This window comes from Falsiroseomonas selenitidurans (assembly GCF_012103215.1).
In the GTDB taxonomy this organism is placed as follows: Bacteria; Pseudomonadota; Alphaproteobacteria; order Acetobacterales; family Acetobacteraceae; genus Falsiroseomonas; species Falsiroseomonas selenitidurans.
Map to the genome: position 1 here is coordinate 1 of NZ_JAAVNE010000029.1, position 22,403 is coordinate 22,403.

A 22,403-nucleotide genomic window follows, 5' to 3' on the forward strand; every position below is an offset into this window, starting at 1 on the left:
GTGGCGCCCGCGCCGCTCGGCGGCACGGCGAGCCCGCCGGGGCAGGCGGCGGTGGTGCTCGCGCTGATGGCGCCGGATGCGGCGATCCTGCGGCTGGCGACGGCCTCTGCGTAGGGCCGGGGAGGTGCGGCGCTGGCTGGCCCTGGCGGCGGTGGCCTGGCTTGCCGCCTGCGCCGCGCCGGCCCCGCCGCCGGCCCTGGCACCGCCCCTGTCCTACCCGCCCGCGGCGGCCGAGCGCGCGCTGCGCCTGGCGCTGGCGGAATGGCGGGACTGGGGCGGGCTGGCGCGGGAGGCGTGGTCCGCGCCCTCCACCGCGCCGCCGCCGGAATCGCAGACGGCGAACTTCCCCCGCGTGCTCGCCTATTGGCGCGCGGTGGAGGATGATGAGGGCGCGATCCGCGACAACCGCCCGATCTATGCGGCGGCGCTGTCCGGCATGACCTCCACCGCCCTGTGGTCGGAGCCCGCCTGGTCGGCCGCCTTCATCTCCTGGGTGTTCCGCAGCGCCGGGGTGGATGCGCGGGAGTTTCCGCCCAACGCCACCCATTCCCTGTACCTGGACGCGCTGATGGCGGATGCGGCGGCCTTTCCCGCCACCGCCCCCTTCCTGCCGCAGGCGCCGGAGGCCCATGCGCCGCGCCCGGGCGACCTGGTCTGCCTGGACCGCAGCCGCGCGCCGCTGGGCCATTGGACACAGCGCCGGGCGGAAGCCGGCATCCCCCGGCCGATGCATTGCGACATCGTCACCGCCGCCCTGCCCGGGGTGGTGGAGGTGGTGGGCGGCAATGTGTCCGATTCCGTGACGCTGACCCGCTATCCGGCCGATGCCGCCGGCCGCCTGCTGCCAGCGCCGCCCGGCGGCACGCCCGTGCTGGTCGTGATGGAGAGCCGGCTCGGCCGCCTGCCGCCCTTCGCGCCCGGCCCGCAGATTTCCGCCACGAGGTGAATATCCCCGATGACCGACCTGTTCTCCCCGCTCAGCCTGCGTTCCGTCACCCTGCCGAACCGCATCGGCATCTCCCCCATGTGCCAGTATTGCTGCGGCGAGGATGGCCGGCCGACCGACTGGCACCTGGCGCACCTGCTGCAGCGCGCCATCGGCGGCGCCGGGATGGTGATGGTGGAGGCGACGGCGGTGACGCCGGAAGGGCGGATCACGCCGGGCGATGTCGGGCTGTGGGAGGATGCGCAGATCCCCGCCCATGCGCGCATCGCCGCCGCCATCGCCCATGCCGGCGCGGTGCCGGCCATCCAGATCGGCCATGCCGGCCGCAAGGCCAGCCGCGCGCCGGCCTGGTTCGATGAGCCGGCGAAGCCGGGCTGGGAGATCACCTCCGCCAGCAACCTGCCGATGGGCCATTTCGCGGCGCCGCGGCCGATGACGGAAGCCGAGATCCTGGACCTGCCGGCGGCCTTCGCCGCCACGGCGAAGCGGGCGGTGGAAGCCGGCTACAGGCTGATCGAGCTGCACGGCGCGCATGGCTACCTGCTGCACCAGTTCCTCTCGCCCATCTCCAACAAGCGCAACGACCGCTGGGGCGGCGATTTCGAGGGGCGCACGCGCCTGCCGCTGGCCATCGCCCAGGCGGTGCGCGAGGCGGTGGGGGAGGCGGTGCCGCTGGTGCTGCGCATCTCCCACACCGACTGGATCGAGGGCGGCTGGACCACGGCGGAAAGCGTGGAACTGGCGAAGCGCATGGCGGCGGTGGGCATCGACATGATCGATGTCTCCTCCGGCGGGATCGACCCCGCGCAGAAGATCGTGCTCGGCCCGGGCTACCAGGTGCCGGGGGCGGAGGCGGTGAAGCAGGGTGCCGGCGTGCTGGTGGCCGCCGTCGGCCTGATCACCGAGCCGGAGCAGGCGCAGGCGATCATCACGGAAGGCCGCGCCGACCTGGTGCTGCTGGCCCGCGCCACGCTGCGCGACCCCTATTGGCCGATGCGCGCCGCCGTGGCGCTGGGCCGCGTGGACGCCATCCGCACCCCGCCGCAATACGACCGCGCCTGGGGGTCCATCGCGCGCATGGGCATGCGCCTGGAGACCGGCATGCCGATGCCGCCGCTCGCCTGACATCTCGCCAGGCCCTCTCCGCCCGCAGGGGGGGAGAGGGTTGGGTGAGGGGAGGCGCGCCACCCTCGAAGGCGAAAATGGCAGGTCGGCCAAGGCAACCCGCTCTCCACCCGCAGGGGAGAGCGGGCCTGAAGGTCACGCCCGGCCGGCGGCCTTGTCGGCCTCGTAGCGCGCCTTGGTCTCGGCGTTGGCGGGGTACAGGCCGGGCAGGGCGAGGCCCTTGCCGACCTCGACCATGATCCAGGCCTCCAGCCGCTCCTGCTCCACCGCGGCCTCCACCACGGCGTCCAGCAGCGCCGCCGGGATCACCACGGCGCCGTCCTGGTCGGCCACCACGATGTCGCCCGGCACCACGGTGACGCCGCCGCAGCCGATCGTCTCCTGCCAGCCGACGAAGTTCAGCGCGGCGACGGAGGCCGGCGCCACATAGCCCTGGCAGAACACCGGCAGCCCCGTGCCGATCACGCCGGCGCCGTCGCGCACCATGCCATCCGTCACCAGCCCGGCCACGCCCTTCACCGCCATGCGGGCGCACAGGATGTCGCCGAAGATGCCGGCGGCGGTGCTGCCCATGGCGTCCGCCACGGCGACGCAGCCTTCCGGCATCGCCTCGATCGCGGCGCGGGTGGAGGTGGGGGAGGACCAGCTTTCCACCGTCGCCAGGTCCTCGCGCGTTGGCGTGAAGCGCAGCGTGAAGGCGGGGCCGACGATCCGCTTCGCGGCGCCCGGCACGAGCGGCCGGCTGCCGGCGATGTAGCAGAAGCGCACGCCCTTCTTCAGCAGGACCGTGGTCAGGGTGGCGGTGGTCACCCCCATCAGGGCGGTGCGGGTTGCTTCGTCCATCGGGCGGATCGTCCTTGGCATGTCGGGAAGGCGGGGATGCTGCCTCCTTCAAGCGCGCGCCAGGGGTGCCGTCCAGGGGGGGGCAACCCCACGGCCTATCCGATGCTGGTCAGCGACACGCCCCAGGGCGGCAGCGTCGCGCCTTCCGGGAAGGGCGTGCCCGCCACCGGGCCGCCGACGGGGCCTTCCGGCAGCGGCGCTTCCTCCGCCGAGAGGTTGAACAGGCAGCGCAGGCCGGTGCCGCTGGCAGCGTCGATGCGGTCGTAGCCCAGCAGCGGCGCGGCCAGGCCGAGCGGCACCAGCCTGCCGGTCCGCAGCGCCGGATGCGCCTGGCGCAGCTTCAGCAGCGCCCGGGTCAGGTGCAGCGGGCTGTCCGGGTCGGCCTCCTGCACATCCACCGCCATCGGCAGGTGCGGGTCCACCACGGGCAGCCAGGGCGTGCCGGTGGTGAAGCCGCCATGCGGCGCGTCCCGGCGCCAGGGGATGGGGGTGCGGGACCCGTCGCGGCCGGCGAAATCCGGCCAGAAGGCGATGCCGAAGGGGTCGCGCAGCGCCTCGAAGGGCAGTTGCGCCTCCGGCAGGCCCAGCTCCTCCCCCTGGTAGAGGCAGATGCTGCCGCGCAGCGTCAGCAGCAGGGACAGCAGCATCCGCGTCACCCGCGGCTCCGCCACGCCGCCCGGCGCCCATCGGCTGGCGGCGCGCACCACGTCGTGGTTGCTGAAGCACCAGCAGGCCCAGCCCTCCGGATTGGCCGCGGCCTCCACCAGCGCGGTGGCGATGGCGTGGTCGAAGGCGCCGCGCAGCGGGGCGAGCGTGTAGGCCATGTGCAGCAGCCCCGGCGCGGTGGAGCGCGCGACGCGTTCATGCGCCCCGGGCTGGGAGGACAATTCCCCCAGCAGGGCACGGCCGGGGAAGGCATCCGCCGTGTCGCGGAAATGCCGCAGGATGGTCGGCGTCTCCGGCCCCATCATGTCGTGCTGGTGCAGCTGCATGCCGAACAGCTTGGAGGGGATTTCCGGCTTCGGCGGCGCCGCCGGATTGTCCCGCAGCTGCGGGTCGCGATGGAGAAAATCCAGCGCGTCGATCCGGAAGCCGTCCACGCCGCGCTGCATCCAGAAGCGCATGATCTCGGCCACCGCCTCCCGCGTCGCGGGCTCGGCCAGGTTCAGCGCCGGCTGCTCCGCCAGGAAATGGTGCAGGTAGTATTGCCGGCGGCGGCTTTCCCAGCGCCAGGCGGGGCCGCCGAACACCGAAAGCCAGTTGTTGGGCGGCGAGCCGTCCGGCCTGGGGTCGGCCCAGATGTAGCGATCCGCCAGCGGCCCGGTGCGCCGGGCGCGGCTTTCCAGGAACCAGGGGTGCTGCACGCTGGTATGGCCCACCACCAGGTCCAGCATCACCTTCAGCCCGCGCGCATGGGCGCCTTCCACCAGCGCGTCGAAATCCGCCATCGTGCCGTAGGCGGGGTCGATCGCGCAGTGATCGGCGATGTCGTAGCCGAAATCCGCCTGGGGCGAGACATAGATGGGCGAAAGCCACAGCGCGTCCACGCCCAGCCCGGCAATATGGTCCAGCCCCGCCAGCAGGCCACGCAGGTCGCCCACCCCGTCGCCATCCGAATCCCGGAAGGATCGCGGATAGACCTGGTAGATCACGGCGCCCTGCCACCATTCCTGCATCGATCGATCCTGTTCCTGTTGCACGGCCCCATCCCGCCCGGGCGCAACCCGCCATGCCACGCCTGCGTTCCCTGCCACCCTGGCAGAAGGACCCCGGATATGGACGACAAGGATCGGATGGGCGAAGCAAAAGGCGCGGAGGATTCGCTGCGGCCCGGCCTGACGGGCGGCGAACGGGTGCGGGAGGGCGAGACCGGCGCGGAAACCACGGCCGGCACGGAAGCCCAGGATACCGACGCCGCCGGCACCGTGGCCGATCCCATCCACCCCGGCGAGGCCCAGCCGGGCGAGACCATGGAACAGGCGCAGCTGCGCGGCGGCCCGGTGGATATCTCCCCCGCCCGGCCGCGCGGGCACTAAGGGTCAGCGGGTCGCGGCCTCATAGGCCAGGGCGGCGGCGGCCAGATCCTCGCCGGCCCAGCCGACCGACTTGAACACCGTCACCTCCGCGGCGGTGCGGCGGCCCGGATGCTGGCCGCGGCAGAGTTCGGCGAGGTCGGCCGCGACATCGCCTTCCGCGATCGCGCCTTCCGCGATGGCCTGCACCACGTCCCCTGCCTCCGCCAACCCGCCGGCCCGGGTGTCCAGCACCAGGGTGGCGCGGGCCAGCAGGGCGCCATCGGATTCGCGCATGGTCGGGCGGAAGGCGCCGACCAGGTCGACATGCGCGCCGGGCGAAACCGCCGCGCCGCGCACCAGCGGGGTCTCGGACAGCGTGGCGGCGGAGACGATGTCGTAGCCCGCCGGGTCAGGGTCCTGCGTGGCTCGCGCCGGCAGCCCATGCGCCGCCAGCCGTGCCGCCAGGGCGGCGGCATGGGCGGGGTTGCGGGACCAGACGGCGCAGTCGGCGATCGGGAAGCGGTCGCACCAGGCCTCCGCCAGCGCCGCCCCCACCCGCCCGGCGCCCAGCACCAGCAGGCGGCGGCTGTCCGGCCGCGCCAGGAAGCGGCCGGCCAGCGTGCTGGCCGCAGCGGTGCGCCGGTCCGTCAATTCACCGCCATCCAGCATCGCCAGCGGCTGGCCGGTGGCGGCATCGGACAGCAGATAGACCGCCTGCACCGCCGGCAGGCCGCGGGCGCCATTGCCTGGTGCGACATGGACAATCTTCACGCCGCTGTAACGAGCGTTCCAGGCCGGCATCAGCAGCAGCATGGCCTCCGCCAGGCCATGCCGGTGCCGCAGCGGCGCGTCGCAGCCGTTGCGGAACACGGCCTCCAGCGCCGTTTCCAACGGCGCCCAGGGCAGGCCCCGGGCGATCTCTGCCGCCGAAATGTTCCGCATAGTTCCGGGTCTCCTTCTGTCAGCCCTGCTGCCACAACCCTGGCTGCGCCACGGGAATCGGGAAAGAGGCGGTTTGACAGCGCTGGCCCCGCCGCCTACCGGACAGGCGGACGCGCGCTCGCGCGTTGATCCCGGACCAAGGCAGGCGCAGCATCCTCGGTGCGGGAGGCGCCGCCGACCGGGCCGGGGAAGGCAACACGGCCGCGCATCGGCGCGACGAGATGAGGGAGTTGACGGTATGAAGGCACTTCGCCTTGCCCTGACGGGCGCGATCGCCGGCGCCGCCATGCTGGCGGGTCCGGCCATGGCCCAGGCACCTGGCTCGCCGACGCTGGACGCGATCCGCGCCCGCGGCACGCTTGTCTGCGGCGTGAACACCGGCCTCGCCGGCTTCGCGCAGCCGGACAGCCAGGGCGTCTGGCGCGGCTTCGACGTGGATTACTGCCGCGCCGTGGCCGTGGCGCTGTGGAACGACGCGTCCAAGGTCCGCTACGTGCCGACCACGGCGCAGAACCGCTTCACCGCGCTGCAGTCGGGCGAAGTGGACATGCTGGCCCGCAACACCACCTGGACGCTGTCGCGCGACACCTCGCTCGGCTTCGACTTCCCGGCCATCAGCTTCTTCGACGGCCAGGGCTTCATGGTGAAGGCCTCCGCCGGCGTGCGCACGGCGCGCGACCTGAACGGCGCCACCATCTGCGTGCAGCCCGGCACGACCACCGAGCAGAACCTGACCGACTGGGCGCGCTCCAACCGCATCCGCTTCACCCCGGTGGTGATCGAGCGGGTCGAGGAAGCCGTCGGCGCCTATGTCGCCGGCCGCTGCGACGCCTACACCACCGACGTCTCCGGCCTGGCGGCCACGCGTTCCGCCCAGCCGCGCCCGGCGGAACATCAGATCCTGCCGGACGTGATCAGCAAGGAACCGCTGGCCCCGGCCGTGCGCCATGGCGACCAGCGCTTCGCCGACCTGGTGAAGTGGATTCACTTCGGCCTCGTCGGTGCCGAAGAACTGGGCATCACCGCCGCCAATGTGCAGCAGGCGGCGCAGTCCGACGCCCGGCCGGACGTGCAGCGCATGCTCGGCCGCAGCGGCGAGCTGGGCCAGATGCTGGGCGTGGACAATGCCTGGATGGTGAACATCATCCGCACCCTGGGCAATTACGGCGAGATCTTCGAGCGCAACCTGGCGCCGATCGGCCTGCAGCGCGGCCCGAACGCGCTGTGGACCAATGGCGGCCTGCAATACGCCCCGCCGCTGCGCTGAACGCCTGACCCGACCCGGGCGGCCTCTGGGCCGCCCGGCGCCAGGCGGCGGACGGCCCCGGTCTTGCATGGCACCGCCGCCCCTTCACATGCGTGACGCCACCGCCACGTCGCCGGAGGGAGCCAACCCGCCGGAGCGATCCGCAACAGGGAAGCTGCATGTCGACCTCCACCGCCGATCCGCGCCAGAATTCGGCCGGGCCGCCCCGACGACCGATCCGCCTGTCCTGGTCGGATGAACGCCTGCGCGGCATTGTCTGGCAATTGCTGGTGGTGGGCGTGGTGCTGGCCATTGCCTGGTGGCTCTGGTCCAATACCGTGCACAACCTGGAAGTCCGCCGCATCGCCACCGGCTTCGGCTTCCTGGACCGCGAGGCGGGGCTGCCGATCGGCGAGGCGCTGATCCCCTACGAGCCGACCGATACCTACTTCCGCGCCCTGCTGGTGGGCGTGCTGAACACGCTGAAGGTGGCGGTGGTGGGCGTCGTGCTGGCGACCATCCTGGGCACGCTGGTGGGCATTGCCCGGCTGTCGCACAACTGGCTGCTGTCGAAGATCGCCGGCTTCTATGTGGAGCTGATCCGCGACCTGCCGCTGCTGCTGCAACTGCTGTTCTGGTACACCATCCTGCAATCCCTGCCGGGGCCGCGCCAGGCGCTGAACCCGGTGGATGGCGTGTTCCTGTCGAATCGCGGGCTGCTGCTGCCCTTCATCGAATGGATGCCGGCGCATAACTGGGCGCTGCTGGCCCTGGTGGCAGGCTTCATCGGCACGCTGATGACCGCCCGCGCGCTGCGCGCCCGGCAATATGCCGATGGTCAGCCGCGCAAGATCTGGCCGGCGGCGGTGACGCTGATGGCCGGGCTGCCGCTGCTGGTCTGGGCGGCGCTCGGCGCGCCCTTCACGCCGGACGTGCCGGCGCTGCGCGGCTTCAACTTCCAGGGCGGCCTCATCATGACGCCCGAATACTTCGCCCTGCTGCTCGGCCTGGTGACCTATACCGCCGGCTTCATCGCGGAAATCGTCCGCGCCGGCATCCTGGCGGTGAACCAGGGGCAGTGGGAAGCCGCCCAGGCGCTGGGCCTGCGCCGCGGGGACATCCTGAAGCGCATCGTGCTGCCGCAGGCGCTGCGCGTGATCGTGCCGCCGATGACCAGCCAGTACCTGAACCTGACCAAGAACAGCTCCCTGGCCGTCGCGGTCGGCTACCAGGACATCGTCAGCATCGCCAATACCACGTTGAACCAGACCGGCCAGGCGATCGAGGGCATCGCCATCATCATGCTGGTCTACCTGACCATCAGCCTGTCCATCAGCCTTTTCATGAACTGGTACAATGCGCGCATCGCGCTGGTGGAGCGGTAGCACGATGGCACGGCAGGAATCCTCGGCCTCCGGCGCATTGTCCTTGTCCGGGCGCATCCAGCCTGCGGCTGGACGGAACCCGTGCTGGCGCATCCAGCCTGCGGCTGGACGGAACCCGTGCTGGCGCATCCAGCCTGCGGCTGGACGGAACCCGTGCTGGCGCATCCAGCCTGCGGCTGGACGCGACGCCCGCATCGCGCTGGTGGAGCGTTGAGCATGAGCGACGTCACGCTGGATGCCAGCGCCGCCAACCCGGAAGCCGCGCCGCGCACCGCCCCCGTGCGCAGCACTGGCGCCATGGCCTGGCTGCGCGCCAACCTGTTCTCCTCCTGGCTCAACACCGCGCTGACCCTGGCGCTGGCCTGGCTGGTGGTGCGCTTCGCGATCGGCTTCGTCGACTGGGCCTTCATCAACGCCATCTGGTCCGTGCCCATGCAGGGCACCGTGCCGCAGACCCAGATCTGCCGCGACCTGGAAGGCGCCGGCGCCTGCTGGGCGGTGATCGGGGAAAAGCACCGCTTCATCCTGTTCGGCACCTACCCGTATGAGGAACACTGGCGGCCCCTGCTGGTCTGCGGCCTGTTCATCGGCCTCTACATCTTCTCCGCCATGCGGCGCTTCTGGACCTGGGTGCTGGTGCCGGTCTGGGCGGTGACGCTGACGGTAATCGGCATCCTGATGTGGGGCGGCATCCTGGGGCTGAGCTACGTGCCGCAGGAACGCTGGGGCGGGCTGCCCATCACGCTGATCCTGTCCACCTTCGGCCTGGCCTTCGCCTTCCCGCTGGCCATCCTGGTGGCGCTCGGCCGCCGGTCGAAGCTGCCGGCGATCAAGACGCTGTGCGTGGTGTATGTGGAACTGGTGCGCGGCGTGCCGCTGATCAGCCTGCTGTTCATGGCCAGCGTGATGTTCCCGCTGTTCCTGCCGGAGGGCATGAACATCGACAAGCTGCTGCGGGCGCAGATCGCCATCACGCTGTTCGCCGGCGCCTACCTGGCGGAAGTGGTGCGCGCCGGCCTGCAGACCCTGCCGCGCGGACAGTATGAGGCTGCCGACGCGCTCGGCCTGTCCTACTGGCAGAAGACCGGCTTCATCATCCTGCCGCAGGCGCTGCGCCTGGTGATCCCGCCGCTGGTGAACACCTTCATCGGCTTCTTCAAGGACACCTCGCTGGTGCTGATCATCGGCATCTTCGACCTGCTGACGGCGGGCAAGACCGCCATCGTGGAACCCGCCTGGCAGGGCTTCGGCATCGAGGTCTACGTCTTCGTCGGCGCGATCTACCTGGTGTTCTGCTTCGCCATGTCGAAATACAGCCAGGATCTGGAACGCGACCTCAACCAACATCGGCGCCGCTGAGGAACAGAGACCATGGGCGAGACCATCGACCACGAGGCCCGCTTCGCCTCCGCCATGCGGACCGACGCACCGCCGGCCATCGTGCTGCAGGACGTGAACAAGTGGTTCGGCGCGCTGCATGTGCTGCGCGACATCAACCTCTCGGTCGCCACCGGCGAACGCGTGGTGGTCTGCGGGCCTTCCGGCTCCGGCAAATCCACCATGATCCGCTGCATCAACCGGCTGGAACAGCACCAGCAGGGCAAGATCATCGTCGACGGCATTGAACTGTCCGACGATCTGCGCAGCCTGGACGCGATCCGCCGCGAAGTCGGCATGGTGTTTCAGTCCTTCAACCTGTTCCCGCACCTGACGGTGCTGGAAAACTGCACCCTGGCGCCGATCTGGGTGCGGCGGATGCCGAAGAAGGAAGCCGAAGACCTGGCGATGGAATACCTGGAACGGGTCCGCATCCCGGAACAGGCGAAGAAATTCCCCGGCCAGCTCTCTGGCGGCCAGCAGCAGCGCGTCGCCATCGCCCGCGCGCTGTGCATGAAGCCCAAGATCATGCTGTTCGACGAGCCGACTTCGGCGCTCGACCCGGAAATGATCAAGGAAGTGCTGGATACCATGGTGATGCTGGCGGAAACCGGCATGACCATGATCTGCGTCACCCATGAAATGGGCTTCGCCCGCCAGGTGGCCGACCGCGTGGTGTTCATGGACCGCGGCGAGATCGTCGAAAGCGGCGAGCCGGAAGCCCTGTTCAGCGACCCCAAGACCGACCGCCTGAAACTGTTCCTGAGCCAGATCCTGCGCGGCCACTGACCGGCGGGGCGGGGTGGCGCCGATGATGCAGGGAGGGCGGCGCCCTCCCCGCACCCCACCCACCAGGGGCCGCGGGCCCCTGGACCAAGAGAACCCTGAACGGGATGGGAGACGCGCCGCGGCCCCTTGGGGTGGGGGTTCCGGGAGCGGCAGTGCCCTCCCCCGCGATGACCAGGCGCACCCCGCCACCCCGCCCCGTGCTTGCGTCCGGGCCTGGATCGGTCCTATGGCTCCGCGCGTTGCGCGCTTGGAGCGACCGCTTTGAGTCATCCTTCTGCGGCTGAGCGTCCGGTGACCTTGGCTGCCCTGATCGGCGTGCTGGGTGTCGTCTATGGCGATATCGGCACCAGCCCGCTCTATGCCTTGCGGGCCTCGCTGCTGCATTTCTCGGCCGACGGGATCGAGCGGTGGGAGATCCTGGGCCTGTTGAGCCTGATCTTCTGGTCGCTCGTGCTGACCGTGACGGTGAAGTACGTGGTCTTCATGCTGCGGGCGGACAACCGCGGTGAGGGTGGCATCCTGGCGCTGATGGCGCTGGCGCAGCGCCATGCGCGGACGGAACGCGGCCGTTGGCTGGTGGCGCTGGTCGGCATTGCCGGGGCCAGCCTGTTCTTCGGCGATGGCATCATCACGCCGGCGATTTCCGTGCTGTCGGCGGTGGAGGGCCTCAAGGTCATCTCCCCGGCCTTCGAGGAGGCGGTGGTGCCGATCGCGCTCGGCATCCTCCTCGCCCTGTTCCTGGTGCAGTGGCGCGGCACCGGCAGCATGGGGCGCATCTTCGGGCCGATCTGTGCCCTCTGGTTCGGCGTGATCGGCCTGCTCGGCCTGATCGAGGTGGTGCGGGAGCCGGAGGTGCTGGTGGCGCTGTCGCCCAGCTATGCGGTGCAATTCTGCCTGCACTACCACCTGGCCGCCTTCATCGCCTTCGGCTCCGTCGTGCTGGCGGTGACGGGGGCGGAGGCGCTGTATGCCGATATGGGGCATTTCGGCCGCAGGCCGATCCAGATGGCCTGGGTGGCCTTCGTGCTGCCGGCGCTGGCGCTGAATTATTTCGGCCAGGGTGCCCTGCTGCTGTCCGACCCGGCGGCGATCGAGAACCCCTTCTTCCTGCTGGCGCCGGATTGGGCGCGGCTGCCGCTGGTGGTGCTGGCCACCATGGCCACCATCATCGCCAGCCAGGCGATGATCTCGGGCGCCTTCAGCATCGCCCGGCAATGCGTGCAGATGGGCTTCCTGCCGCGGCTGGAGGTGCGCCACACCAGCGAAACGGAACAGGGCCAGATCTACCTGCCGCAGGTGAACACGCTGCTGCTGATCGGCGTTATCATCCTGGTGCTGGAATTCCGTGACAGCGACAGCCTGGCGGCGGCCTATGGGCTGGCGGTCACGGGCACCTTCGTCTGCACCTCCTGCCTCGCGCTGCTGGTGTTCCGGCGGGCCTATGGCTGGTCCTGGCTGCTGGTGATCGGCGTGTTCGGGCCGCTGCTGATGCTGGACCTGGCCTTCTTTGTCTCCACCGCGCTGAAGATTCCGGAAGGCGGCTATGTGCCGCTGATCCTCGGCCTTTGCATCCTGATGCTGATGCTGACCTGGCGGCGAGGGCGGGACCTGCTGTTCGCCCGCTTCCGGCAGGACAGCCTGCCGCTGAAATCCTTTCTGGCACGCCTGCCGCAATCCCGCACCACGCGGGTGCCGGGGATTGCCGTGTTCATGACCGGCCAGGCGGATTTTGTGCCCGGTGCGCTGCTGCATAATCTGAAGCACAACAAGGTGCTGCATCAGCGCGTGCTGTTCGTGACGGTGCTGAACGAGGATATTCCGCGCGTCGAGAACCGGCGCGAGGTGACGGAGCTGGCGCCGGACATCCACCGCGTGCTGCTGCGCTACGGCTTCCAGGAAAGCCCGCATATCCCGCGGGAGCTGGAGGCGCTGCGCGATATCGGCATTCCGTTCGAGCCGATGCAGGCCAGCTACTTCCTGGGACGGGAGACGGTGGTCTCCGCCGCCGTGCCGAAGATGCCGCGCTGGCGGCAATGGCTGTTCACGCTGATGAGCCGCAATGCCCTGCCGGCGACGGAGTTCTTCCGCATCCCGTCGGACCGTGTGGTGGAGCTGGGTGTCCGCGTCGCCATCTGAACCCTTTTGCGGGTCGCCGCGTTGAGGGACGCTGGCGAGGGGGAGGGCGCGGTCTTGACGGCGGTGCGGCTGGTGGAGGTGAGCCTGGTGCGGGCCTGGAGCCCCTCGGAGCCCGATGGGCAGGAGGGCAACCGGATCCGCTTCCGCATGGCGCTGGACGCGCAGGGCGCGCCGGACGAAGCCGCCTGGCTGGCGGACCCGGATCCTTGGCCGGCGCAGAGGGAAGCGCCCGGCGCGCCGCCCGCGGAGGGCGATGTGGCACATGACGAGGAGGGCTGGTCGCTGCGCTTCGCGCAGGGCGGCCTTCCGCTGGCCGACGCGCCGCCGCACCGTATCCTGGGCGGGGCGGGCTGGCTGCGCCCGGGCGAGGTGGTGACGATCCGCGGCCCGGAAGGCGGGGAGGTTGCCTGGCGGGTGGTGGCGGTGGCGTAGGTTTGTCCCCGCAATCAAAAGGGCGCCCACCCTGCGGCGGACGCCCTTCCGGAAAACCTGGTGGAGCCAAGGGGAGTCGAACCCCTGACCTCTTGAATGCCATTCAAGCGCTCTACCAACTGAGCTATGGCCCCGCACGCCTTGGCGCGAGGCCGGCCGTATAGCCGCCGCCCCGGGGGTGCGCAAGACTGCCACATGCGGGTTTTGCATCACCCCTTCCGCCCCGCGCCGGACCCGCATAGGTTTCGCCCGGTACCGCTGAAGGTGGCATGAGGACGATGGGCAAGATCTACGGGGACGCGACATCGGCATTGGCCGGGCTGCTGCGGGACGGCATGACCATCATGTCCGGCGGCTTCGGCATCAGCGGCATCCCCTCCGTCCTGATCGAGGCGATCCGGGAGTCGGGCGTGAAGGACCTGACCGTCATCTCCAACAATGCCGGCATCGACGATGCCGGGCTCGGCCTGCTGCTGCACACCCGGCAGATCCGCAAGATGATCAGCAGCTATGTGGGGGAGAATGCGACCTTCGCGAAGCAGTACCTGGCCGGGGAGCTGGAGATCGAGTTCAACCCGCAGGGCACGCTGGCCGAACGCATCCGCGCCGGCGGCGCCGGGATCCCCGCCTTCTACACCAAGACCGGCTTCGGCACGGCAGTGGCCGAAGGCAAGGAAACGCGCGAATTCGACGGCGAGCACTACGTGATGGAGCGCGGCCTGTGGGCCGACCTTGCCATCGTCCACGCCTGGATGGGCGACCACGAGGGCAACCTGATCTATCGGAAGACAGCGCGGAACTTCAACCCGATCATGGCCACCGCCGCCACCGTGACGGTGGCGCAGGTGGAACACCTGGTGCGGCCCGGGGAGATGGAGGCGGACCACATCCACACCCCCGGCATCTTCGTGAAGCGCCTCATCGCCCTGCCGCCCGGCTTCGAGAAGCGGATCGAGCAGCGCACCGTGCGCCAGCAGCCGGCGCCGGAACACGCCGCCGCGGCCGCCGGCACCCTGACCAAAGCCTGAGAGGATCGAGAACCATGGCCTGGTCCCGCGACGAAATGGCGGCACGCGCGGCGCGCGAGCTGCAGGACGGCTTCTACGTGAACCTCGGCATCGGCATCCCGACGCTGGTGGCCAACCACGTCCCCGCCGGCATGACGGTGCAGCTGCAATCCGAGAACGGCATGCTCGGCCTCGGCCCCTTCCCCTATGAGGGGGAGGAGGATCCGGACCTGATCAATGCCGGCAAGCAGACCATCACCCAGCTGCCCAGCAGCAGCTTCTTCGACAGCGCCCAGTCCTTCGGGATGATCCGCGGCGGGCATATCGACCTGTCCATCCTGGGGGCGCTGCAGGTGGCGCAGAACGGGGATCTCGCGAACTGGATGATCCCCGGCAAGATGGTGAAGGGGATGGGTGGCGCCATGGACCTGGTGGCCGGCGTCAAGCGCGTGATCGTGCTGATGGAGCACACCGCCGGCGGCAAGCCGAAGCTGCTGAAGGCCTGCACCCTGCCGCTGACCGGCCGCCGGGTGGTGGACACGGTGGTGACGGAGCTTGGCGTCTTCGCCATCGACAAGAAGGGCGAGGCGCCGATGCGGCTGCTGGAGATCGCGCCCGGGGTGACGGAGGCCGAGATCCGCGACAGGACCGAGGCGGATTACGACGTGGCTCTGGTCAGCGCCTAGGGCATTTTCAAGCCTTGCGGCTTCGCAAGGCGACCCGGAAAATGCGTTGAACCAATAAGCTGGAGCCGTTTCACCGTCTTCGCCAGCGGTGAAGCGGCTCCAGGGCACGCGGCGTTCGCTGCAACGCCGATTGCTCTCAGCCTTCGTGCGAACGGCCGCCGCGCCTGCCCCGGGGATCCGCCGGGGGGGCGCCGCGGCGCGGCCTATTGCAACTGCGGCTGGCGCGTCTGCTGGTAGCGCAGGCGGTCTTCTTCGAGGATCCGGCGCAGCCGCTCCAGCTCCCGCTCCCGCTCGGCGATGGAGCGTTCCCAATCCGGCCCGGCCTGGGTCGTGCTGCGCGGCGCGGCGGCGGTCAGCGGCGTGGTGTCGCGGGCCACGTCGCGCTGCACCGGCGCCCGGCGCACCGTCCGGCGCGGCGGGCTGCGGCGGGTGGTGCTGGGGGCGGCCGCGGGCACCGGCGGCGGCGGCACCCAGTCGAGCAGCGGAATCGGGTCCCGCTGCGCCTGCGGCTGGGCCACCGGCGCGCCCGGCGCGAAGCTCGGCGGCGCCACGGTGCGTTCGCGGAAATTGCTGAAATCGGTGATCGTCGAGCCCAGCAGGTCGCGGCCCGGCCCGGTGTCGTTCCAGTGCTGCGCGGCGGCCGGGCGGGCGGAAAACAGGCCGACCGGCTGGGCGAGCAGAAGCCCCAGTGGCAGGGTCAGCAGGGCGAGGCGACGCATCATGCAGGGTCCCGATCTGGTCCGAGGCTTGGGTTCGGCCGGCGGCCTACCATGCCGGAAGATGACGGCCCCTGCCGCGCCGCACAAGCGCGCAAAGCCACCACGGCCGCGGAACCTCCGCCGCCGTCACAACAGGCAAAGCGCCTCCAGCTCCCGCCGCAGGGCGGGGGGCAGGGCGTCCAGCCCGTCGGTCGGGCCGCTGCCGAGAGGCGCGTCGGGCGGCGCCGCCGCGGGCTCCAGGTAGCGCCAGCCCTGGAAGGGCTTCTGCGGCCGCGGCTGCAGGAGCACCAGGTGCGGGTCCAGCACCAGGCCGGCGCAGGCGCTGCCATCGTCCCAGCGTTCCTCCCGCACCGCCAGGATGCGCTGGCGCACGCGGATCAGGCCGGAAAGCACCCAGTAGAGCGAGCCGCCCTCCACCAGCTCCGCCGCCCGCTTCGGAATCATCCGCGTCTGGTGGCGCAGCGGCGGGTCCAGCTGGGCGCGGCGGGCCTGGCCGGCGGCCAGCTCCGCCACCTCCTTCGGTCCGACGCAAAGCTTCAACAGGTGCAGCATGGCGTCTGCATGTGGCCGGTCGTCGAGTCCCGGCAAGCCCCCCGGCTGCGAAGGGAGGCGGCGGGTCCGCGAAAGCTTGCCCGATCCGTCGATCCGGGGATAAACCAGAATCAACGAAACCATCCAAGGGAGACTTTGCCATGCGCCGTCGCCACCTGCTTGCCGCAACCGCACTGGGCGCCGCCGTGCCCGGCCTGTTCAGCCCCGCCATCGCGCAGCCGCGCAACGCCGCCTGGCCGCGCGCCCTGAACATGGGCACGGCCGCGCCGGGCGGCACCTATGCGCTGTATGGGCCGGCCTGGGGGCAGATCGCTCAGGAAGCCACCGGGGTGCAGATTTCCTACCGCACCACCCAGGGCCCGAACCAGAACATCATCCTTGTGAACCGCAAGGAAGTGGAACTGGGCATGGTGACGATGGGCGTGGCGCTGCAGGCCTGGAACGGCACCGGCGCCTGGACCCAGGGCAACCGCTTCCGCGACATCCGCGCGCTGTTCCCGATGTATGACACGCCCTTCCACGGCATCGCCCTGAAGCGCACCGGCATCACCAAGCATGCCGACCTGAACGGCAAGAGCATCGGCGTCGGCCCGCGCGGCGGCACCCCTGGCACCTACTACCCCGCGCTGCTGACCGAGCTGGGCATCACCCCCTCCGCCGTCCGCTACGGCTCCGCCTCGGACCTGGTCGGCCAGATCCAGGACGGGCTGCTGGACGCCTTCCTGTTCGCCTCCGGCGTGCCGGTGCCGGCCTTCTCCGAGATCGAGGTGCAGGCCGAGGTGAACTTCCTGGACTTCACCCAGGCGGAGATCGCCAAGCTGACCGCGAAGTATCCGGAACTGGCCGCCGGGTCGCTGCCCATGGGCACCTACCGGACGCAGCAGAAGCCGCTCGGCATCGTCGGCATGTACAATTTCGCCATTGGCCACAAGTCGCTGTCGGACGACCTGGCCTATGAGATCACCAAGGCCGTGCTGTCGCAGAACGCCCGCTTCAAGTCGGCGATCTCCGCGGCCTCGGACACGCTGGCGACCAACTGGACCAAGAACACCTTCCTGCCGTTCCACCCGGGGGCGGCGCGCTACCTGCGCGAGGTCGGGCAGCAGGTGCCGGACAACCTGGTCCAGGCCTGACCCCGCCGCCCGGCTGCGCCGGGCGGGACACACTGGCACGGCTCGGCGGGGGATCTCCCCTCGCCGGGCCGTTTGCCTGCCGGGCGCGCGGCGCTGCCCGACGCCTCACGGCGGCGTGAACGCAGCATCTGACTCGCGCCTGGAGTTTGTTCACAGGATGGCAAGGCGAAACTGACACCGTCCAGGCTCTGCTCGCGGGAGTTGTGCCGGATGCGTTTCCTCGTCGATATGTCCGTTGGCCGAAAACTGGCCGCCTCCGCCGGACTGGCAATGCTGATGCTGGGCGGCCTGGTCTTCCTGACATGGCATGAGACCGCCGGGATCATCCAGGAGCAGGACGCCTCGGCCCGCACCCAACTGGCCATGGATGTGGTGGATTCGGGCGCGGACGATCTGCGCAACGTGGCCGTCCTGGAACGCGACCTGCTGCTGACGCATGACGAGGCCGGCCAGGCCCCGGCCTGGGCGCAGGTGGAAGCGGCGATCGATCAGGGCGTGCGCACCATCCGCGGCGCCGCGGAAGGCCTGGGCGCGCCGCAGCTGACGGCGGCGGTGGAATCGCTGGCGGTGGTGACGGAAACCTACCGCGCGGCGCTGCGCGCCGTGGCGGAACAGCGCGTGGTGATGGTGACGGCGCGCGACAGCGAGCTGTTCCCGCTCTCCTCCGAATACGACTCCCTGTTCGAAGCGGTGTCCGCCAGCTTCGGCTTCGACCTGCCGGCGGCCGAGCAGGAGGATGCCCGCTACCGTCTGATGACGGTGCACAACGCGGTGAACGACGTGCGCATCGGCGTGCAGCGCCTGCTGGCCACCGGCGACGTGGCGCAGGCGCGGCGCGTGCGGCGCGGCATCGCCCAGGCCCGCGTGCACAGCCGCGGCCTGGTGGCGCTGCAGGCGCCGGGGCGGTTGAAGGAGGATGTGGCCCGGCTGGCGGAGCGGGCGCAGGCCATCGGCGTGGCGGCGGCCAAGATCCTCGATGCCGGCGAGGCGGTGAACAAGGCGCGGGCCGAGCAGGTGGTCCCGGCGCGGGCGGCGATGCAGGCGGCGGTGGCGGAAATGGCGCAGGCCGGCGCCGCCGTGGCCGCGGCGCAGCGCAGCGAGGTGATGGACAAGGCGCATGTCGTCAGTAGCGGCGCCATCTGGTCCGGCGCCGCGATCGGCCTGGTGCTGCTGCTCTCGGCCTTCGGCATGGCCCGCGGCATCGGCGCGCCGATGCGCCGGCTGGCCGGCGTCATGGCCCATATCGCCGAGGGCCGCGCCGACATGACGGTGCCCGACCGCCGCCGCCGCGACGAGATCGGCCAGATGGCGGAGGCGCTGGAGGCGCTGCGCGGCACGGTCGCCCGGGCCTTCGCGCAGGGCCAGATGATCGAGCAGCTGCCGGCCGCGGTGATGAGCGCGGATCCGACCGACGATTTCCGCATGACCTACATGAATGCCGAGACCAAGCGCCTGCTCGGCAGCATCCGCCAGCACCTGCCCTGCGCGCCGGAGGAGATGCTGGGCCAGCCCATCGACATCTTCCACAAGGATGCGGCGCGCCAGCGCGACATCCTGACCGACCCGTCGCGCCTGCCGCATGCGGCGCGGATCACCCTGGGCGACGAGGTGCTGGAGCTGCGCATCTCCGCCATCCGCGATGCGGCCGGCGCCTATACCGCCACCATGCTCTCCTGGACCCTGGCGACGGAGCAGGTGCGCCTGGCCAACACCTTCGAGACCGAAGTCGGTGCGGTGGTGGCCGCGGTGGCGGATTCGGCGGCGCGGCTGCAGCAATCGGCGGAGGCGCTGTCCGGCAGCGCCGTCACCTCCGGCCGGGAAGCCGCGGCGGTGGCCGCGGCCGGCGGCAGGGCGCAGAGCGACGTGCATGCGGTGGCCGCGGCGGCGGAGGAGATGGCGAGCTCGGTGAGCGAGATCAGCCGTCAGGTGGGCGAGGCCGCCCAGGTGGCCGGCCGCGCGGTGGCCGAGGCGCGGGCAACGGACACCACGGTGCAGGGGCTGTCGGAAGCCGCGGCGCGCATCGGCGATGTGGTCCGGCTGATCGGCGACATCGCCGGGCAGACCAACCTTCTGGCGCTGAATGCGACGATCGAGGCGGCGCGCGCCGGCGAAGCCGGCAAGGGCTTTGCCGTGGTGGCGAGCGAGGTGAAGTCCCTCGCCGGGCAGACCGCCAAGGCGACGGAGGAGATCGCGGCGCAGATCGGCCAGATGCAGCAGGCGACGAGCCAGGCCGTCACTGCCATCCGCGGCATCGGCGCGACGGTGGAGCGGACCAGCGAGATCGCCACCGCCATCGCCGCGGCGGTGGAGGAACAGGGCGCCGCGACGCAGGAGATCGCCCGCAGCGCCGCCCAGGTGGCGGAAGCCACCCAGACCGTGGCGCAGCGGATCGAGGGCGTGCGCGGCGCGGCGGAAGCCACCGGCACGGCGGCCAACGCCATGCGCGACGACAGCAGCGCGCTGGCCGGGCAGGCGACGCAGCTGCGCCAGAAGACCGACGGCTTCCTGCGCGCGGTCCGGGCGATCTGAGACCAACGGCCGCTTCCAGCGACTCGTTGGTGATTTCCGTGCCCGCAAGCGCCGGGCGCCGGCTCCGCCGGCCTGGCTTGCCGCAGGGGCGGCGGCCATCCGGCCGCTCGCCCGCCTTCGGCGGGCGCAGGTGAGCCAAACCGGCCGTTGGCATGAAACGTGGCTTCCGGCCCGGGCGTTTCCGCCTGGGCCGGTCTTGCTGTAAGCCCCGGCCCTCAGGGCAGGAGCAGGCAGCATGGGCTATCGGATGGCCGTGGTCGGCGCCACCGGCATGGTGGGGCGGGAGATCCTGAAGACCGTCTCGGAAAGGGGGCTGCCTGTCTCCGCCATGGTGGCGCTGTCTGCCGGGCGTGGCGGCGGCCAGCAGGTCTCCTTCGGCGACGAGCAGGTGCTGACCGTCCGGGCGCTGGACGGATTCGACTTCATGGGCACGCAGCTGGCCTTCTTCGCCGCCGGCAGCGCCGCGGCGCAACTGCACGCGCCGCGCGCCGCGGAAGCCGGCTGCACGGTGATCGAGACCAGCGGCGCCTTCGGCATGGCACATGACGTGCCGATGGTGGTGCCGGAGGTGAACCCGCAGGCGCTGGGGCGGATGCGCCGGCGCATCGTCGCGATCCCGCATCCGGCCACCATCCCGCTGCTGCTGGCGCTGCAGCCGCTGCACGCGCTGGCCAAGGCGCGCCGGGCCGTGGTCTCCACCTATGAATCGGTCTCCGCCCTGGGGCGGGAGGCGATGGACGAGCTGTGGTCGCAGACCCGCGCCATCTACGTGAACGAGGCGCCGCCGGCCGAGCAGTTCACCAAGCAGATCGCCTTCAACTGCATCCCCCATGTCGGCGACTTCCAGGGTGATGGCGCGACGGGCGCGGAAGCGGCCCTGGCCGCCGAGACGCGCAAGGTGCTGAGCCCGGACATCGCCGTGCTGGCCACCTGCGTGCGCGTGCCGGCCTTCATCGGCCATGCCGCGGCCGTGCATGTGGCCTTCGAGGAGCCGATCACGGAAGCCGCCGCCCGCGCGGCGCTGCGCGAGGCGCCGGGAATCATCGTGCTGGATCGGCGGGAGGATGGCGGCTACGCCACCCAGGCCGAGATCGCCGGCGAGGATGCGGTCTTCGTCAGCCGCCTGCGCCACGACCCCACCGTGCCGCATGGCCTGGCCTTCTGGTGCGTCACCGACAACCTCCGCAAGGGCAGCGCGCTGAACGCGGTCCAGGTGGCGGAGGAGATGCTGGCGCGGAGGCTGCTGGGGGCTTAGCCCGGTCTCATGGATCAGCCGACCGAAACGCGAGCGGCGCCTTCAGAACAGCACGCGCAGGATCGCTGCCAGCGCCGCCCCGCCGGTCAGGGCCTTGTGCAGCAGGTCAAGCAGCAGCCTGGCTGGAAGCCGCGGGCAGCGCGGCCGGCCCGGCCGCGGTGGGCGGGCGCGGTGGGCGAAGCGGGGCAGCCTGGTGAAGGGGTCCGGCCGGGGCATCGGCGAAGGATATCATTCCTAATCGTCCTGCATATACCCTGTTTGTTCCGGTATTCCCCGCACGCCGCGTTGACGCTATGGCGCGCTGCACCATAAAACCCTGTCAACAGTGTGCGCCCCGGCCATCGAGGGCCCGGCGCGCCATGAGGAGCGGGCACCGCATGTCGATCCAGGATGCACGGGAGGCGACCATGCTGGGTCGCCGGACGGATGGAACGGCCGTGCGCCGGCCGCTTTCGCCGCATCTGCAGGTCTATGACATGATGCAGATGACCAGTGCGATCTCCATTTCGCACCGCGCCACCGGCATCATCTGGACGGTGGGCGCCGCGGTGATGGTGTGGTGGCTGGTGGCCGCCGCCTCCGGGCCCGAGGCGTTCGACACGGTGCAGTGGTTCCTCGGCTCCTTCCTCGGCATCCTGATGCTGATGGGGGTCACGGCCGCCGCCTGGTTCCACACCCTGGCGGGCCTCCGCCACCTCGTCTGGGATGCGGGCTATGGCTACGATATCCCGAGCGTTTACAAATCCGGCCGCATGGTGCTGATCGGCACGGCGGTGCTGACGGCGCTGACCTGGCTCGCGCTGCTGATCTCCTGGTAAGGCGCAGACCCATGGCCCATCCCGCCGCGGATACCGACCGTCCGACCACGCTGCGCACGCCGCTCGGCCGGGTGCGGGGCTCCGGCTCCGCCAAATCCGGCACGCATCATTGGTGGATGCAGCGCGTCACCTCCATGGCGCTGCTGCCGCTGACCCTCTGGTTCATCGTCGTCCTCGCCACCTCGGCCGGCATGACGCAGGTCGAAGCCGCGCTGTGGATCGGCCAGCCCTTCAACGCGGTGCTGCTGCTGGCGTTGATCGGCCTGACCTTCCACCACACGGCGTCCGGCCTGCAGGTGGTGATCGAGGATTACGCCAAGCCGGAATGGGTGAAGATCGCCGCGGTGCTCGCCGTGAAAGCGGTCTGCGCCCTGCTGGCGCTTGCGGCCGCGCTGGCCGTTCTGCGCCTTGCGGTCTGAGCGGCCGCACCAAATACGCAAGCAACGGCGCGGGCCATTTCGCCCCGCC

Annotated in this window: 22 protein-coding genes and 1 tRNA gene; 16 read left to right on the top strand and 7 right to left on the bottom strand. The window is 70.9% G+C overall.

Features of this window, described 5'->3' with window-relative positions; all coding sequences use genetic code 11:
- Positions 1-124 precede the first annotated feature (124 nt).
- Positions 125-946 carry a DUF2272 domain-containing protein gene (locus HEQ75_RS17055; RefSeq protein ID WP_328734212.1) on the top strand — a complete coding sequence of 274 codons (822 nt, stop codon included), beginning with the start codon at positions 125-127 and terminating at the stop codon, positions 944-946.
- 9 nt (positions 947-955) lie between these two features.
- Positions 956-2,071 carry an NADH:flavin oxidoreductase/NADH oxidase gene (locus tag HEQ75_RS17060; protein WP_168032834.1) on the top strand — a complete coding sequence of 372 codons (1,116 nt, stop codon included), beginning with the start codon at positions 956-958 and terminating at the stop codon, positions 2,069-2,071.
- Positions 2,072-2,206: 135 nt separating this feature from the next.
- On the opposite strand, the gene HEQ75_RS17065 is transcribed toward HEQ75_RS17060, so the two are convergent.
- Positions 2,207-2,914 carry a ribonuclease activity regulator RraA gene (locus tag HEQ75_RS17065; protein ID WP_235961851.1) on the bottom strand — a complete coding sequence of 236 codons (708 nt, stop codon included), beginning with the start codon at positions 2,912-2,914 and terminating at the stop codon, positions 2,207-2,209.
- A gap of 95 nt (positions 2,915-3,009) precedes the next feature.
- A complete protein-coding gene (locus HEQ75_RS17070) occupies positions 3,010-4,590 on the bottom strand; it encodes an alpha-amylase family glycosyl hydrolase (RefSeq protein ID WP_168032838.1) in 1,581 nt (526 codons plus the stop codon).
- Positions 4,591-4,689: 99 nt separating this feature from the next.
- On the opposite strand from HEQ75_RS17070, the gene HEQ75_RS17075 reads away from it, so the two are divergent.
- Positions 4,690-4,950, top strand: coding sequence for a hypothetical protein (locus HEQ75_RS17075; protein WP_235961853.1), 261 nt, complete (start codon positions 4,690-4,692; stop codon positions 4,948-4,950).
- A gap of 3 nt (positions 4,951-4,953) precedes the next feature.
- Here HEQ75_RS17075 and lhpI read toward each other — a convergent pair whose 3' ends face one another.
- Entirely contained in the window at positions 4,954-5,871 is a 918-nt protein-coding gene (gene lhpI, locus HEQ75_RS17080) for a bifunctional Delta(1)-pyrroline-2-carboxylate/Delta(1)-piperideine-2-carboxylate reductase (RefSeq protein WP_168032840.1), read from the bottom strand.
- A gap of 238 nt (positions 5,872-6,109) precedes the next feature.
- Between lhpI and HEQ75_RS17085 the strand changes: the two genes are divergently transcribed.
- From HEQ75_RS17085 to HEQ75_RS17110, 6 genes are all read left to right on the top strand, one after another.
- Positions 6,110-7,138, top strand: a complete 1,029-nt coding sequence (locus tag HEQ75_RS17085; RefSeq protein ID WP_168032842.1) for an amino acid ABC transporter substrate-binding protein — start codon at positions 6,110-6,112, stop codon at positions 7,136-7,138.
- 158 nt (positions 7,139-7,296) lie between these two features.
- Positions 7,297-8,502 (top strand): amino acid ABC transporter permease, encoded by a 1,206-nt coding sequence (locus HEQ75_RS17090; RefSeq protein WP_168032844.1) that lies wholly within the window; start codon positions 7,297-7,299, stop codon positions 8,500-8,502.
- A 216-nt stretch (positions 8,503-8,718) separates the two neighbouring features.
- Positions 8,719-9,861, top strand: a complete 1,143-nt coding sequence (locus tag HEQ75_RS17095) for an amino acid ABC transporter permease (RefSeq protein ID WP_168032846.1) — start codon at positions 8,719-8,721, stop codon at positions 9,859-9,861.
- Positions 9,862-9,873: 12 nt separating this feature from the next.
- Positions 9,874-10,668 (top strand): amino acid ABC transporter ATP-binding protein, encoded by a 795-nt coding sequence (locus HEQ75_RS17100; protein WP_168032848.1) that lies wholly within the window; start codon positions 9,874-9,876, stop codon positions 10,666-10,668.
- Between the two features lie 291 nt (positions 10,669-10,959).
- Positions 10,960-12,804, top strand: coding sequence for a potassium transporter Kup (locus tag HEQ75_RS17105; RefSeq protein ID WP_168032850.1), 1,845 nt, complete (start codon positions 10,960-10,962; stop codon positions 12,802-12,804).
- Between the two features lie 54 nt (positions 12,805-12,858).
- Complete coding sequence (locus tag HEQ75_RS17110; protein ID WP_209318614.1) at positions 12,859-13,236, top strand: hypothetical protein; 378 nt, start codon at positions 12,859-12,861, stop codon at positions 13,234-13,236.
- A gap of 58 nt (positions 13,237-13,294) precedes the next feature.
- Here HEQ75_RS17110 and HEQ75_RS17115 read toward each other — a convergent pair.
- Positions 13,295-13,370, bottom strand: a tRNA-Ala gene (locus HEQ75_RS17115).
- A 144-nt stretch (positions 13,371-13,514) separates the two neighbouring features.
- On the opposite strand from HEQ75_RS17115, the gene HEQ75_RS17120 reads away from it, so the two are divergent.
- Positions 13,515-14,264, top strand: a complete 750-nt coding sequence (locus HEQ75_RS17120; protein ID WP_168032854.1) for a CoA transferase subunit A — start codon at positions 13,515-13,517, stop codon at positions 14,262-14,264.
- 14 nt (positions 14,265-14,278) lie between these two features.
- A complete protein-coding gene (locus HEQ75_RS17125; RefSeq protein ID WP_168032856.1) occupies positions 14,279-14,929 on the top strand; it encodes a CoA transferase subunit B in 651 nt (216 codons plus the stop codon).
- Between the two features lie 203 nt (positions 14,930-15,132).
- On the opposite strand, the gene HEQ75_RS17130 is transcribed toward HEQ75_RS17125, so the two are convergent.
- Together HEQ75_RS17130 and HEQ75_RS17135 are read right to left on the bottom strand one after the other, a co-directional pair.
- The gene (locus HEQ75_RS17130) at positions 15,133-15,648 is read right to left on the bottom strand and encodes a hypothetical protein (protein ID WP_209318615.1); all 516 of its coding nucleotides are present in this window, start codon (positions 15,646-15,648) and stop codon (positions 15,133-15,135) included.
- A gap of 126 nt (positions 15,649-15,774) precedes the next feature.
- Positions 15,775-16,200: a DUF1489 family protein gene (locus HEQ75_RS17135; RefSeq protein WP_168032860.1), complete on the bottom strand. Its 426-nt coding sequence runs from the start codon at positions 16,198-16,200 to the stop codon at positions 15,775-15,777.
- Positions 16,201-16,340: 140 nt separating this feature from the next.
- On the opposite strand from HEQ75_RS17135, the gene HEQ75_RS17140 reads away from it, so the two are divergent.
- The 3 genes from HEQ75_RS17140 to HEQ75_RS17150 all read left to right on the top strand — a co-directional run bounded on the left by HEQ75_RS17140 (position 16,341) and on the right by HEQ75_RS17150 (position 21,117).
- Positions 16,341-17,333, top strand: coding sequence for a TAXI family TRAP transporter solute-binding subunit (locus HEQ75_RS17140; RefSeq protein ID WP_168032862.1), 993 nt, complete (start codon positions 16,341-16,343; stop codon positions 17,331-17,333).
- 210 nt (positions 17,334-17,543) lie between these two features.
- Positions 17,544-19,862 carry a methyl-accepting chemotaxis protein gene (locus HEQ75_RS17145; RefSeq protein ID WP_168032864.1) on the top strand — a complete coding sequence of 773 codons (2,319 nt, stop codon included), beginning with the start codon at positions 17,544-17,546 and terminating at the stop codon, positions 19,860-19,862.
- A 235-nt stretch (positions 19,863-20,097) separates the two neighbouring features.
- Positions 20,098-21,117: an aspartate-semialdehyde dehydrogenase gene (locus HEQ75_RS17150; protein WP_168032875.1), complete on the top strand. Its 1,020-nt coding sequence runs from the start codon at positions 20,098-20,100 to the stop codon at positions 21,115-21,117.
- Positions 21,118-21,159: 42 nt separating this feature from the next.
- Here HEQ75_RS17150 and HEQ75_RS17155 read toward each other — a convergent pair whose 3' ends face one another.
- The gene (locus HEQ75_RS17155) at positions 21,160-21,333 is read right to left on the bottom strand and encodes a hypothetical protein (protein WP_168032877.1); all 174 of its coding nucleotides are present in this window, start codon (positions 21,331-21,333) and stop codon (positions 21,160-21,162) included.
- A gap of 161 nt (positions 21,334-21,494) precedes the next feature.
- On the opposite strand from HEQ75_RS17155, the gene sdhC reads away from it, so the two are divergent.
- A complete protein-coding gene (gene sdhC, locus HEQ75_RS17160; protein ID WP_235961856.1) occupies positions 21,495-21,935 on the top strand; it encodes a succinate dehydrogenase, cytochrome b556 subunit in 441 nt (146 codons plus the stop codon).
- 11 nt (positions 21,936-21,946) lie between these two features.
- Positions 21,947-22,354 carry a succinate dehydrogenase, hydrophobic membrane anchor protein gene (gene sdhD, locus HEQ75_RS17165; RefSeq protein ID WP_168032879.1) on the top strand — a complete coding sequence of 136 codons (408 nt, stop codon included), beginning with the start codon at positions 21,947-21,949 and terminating at the stop codon, positions 22,352-22,354.
- Positions 22,355-22,403 lie beyond the last annotated feature (49 nt).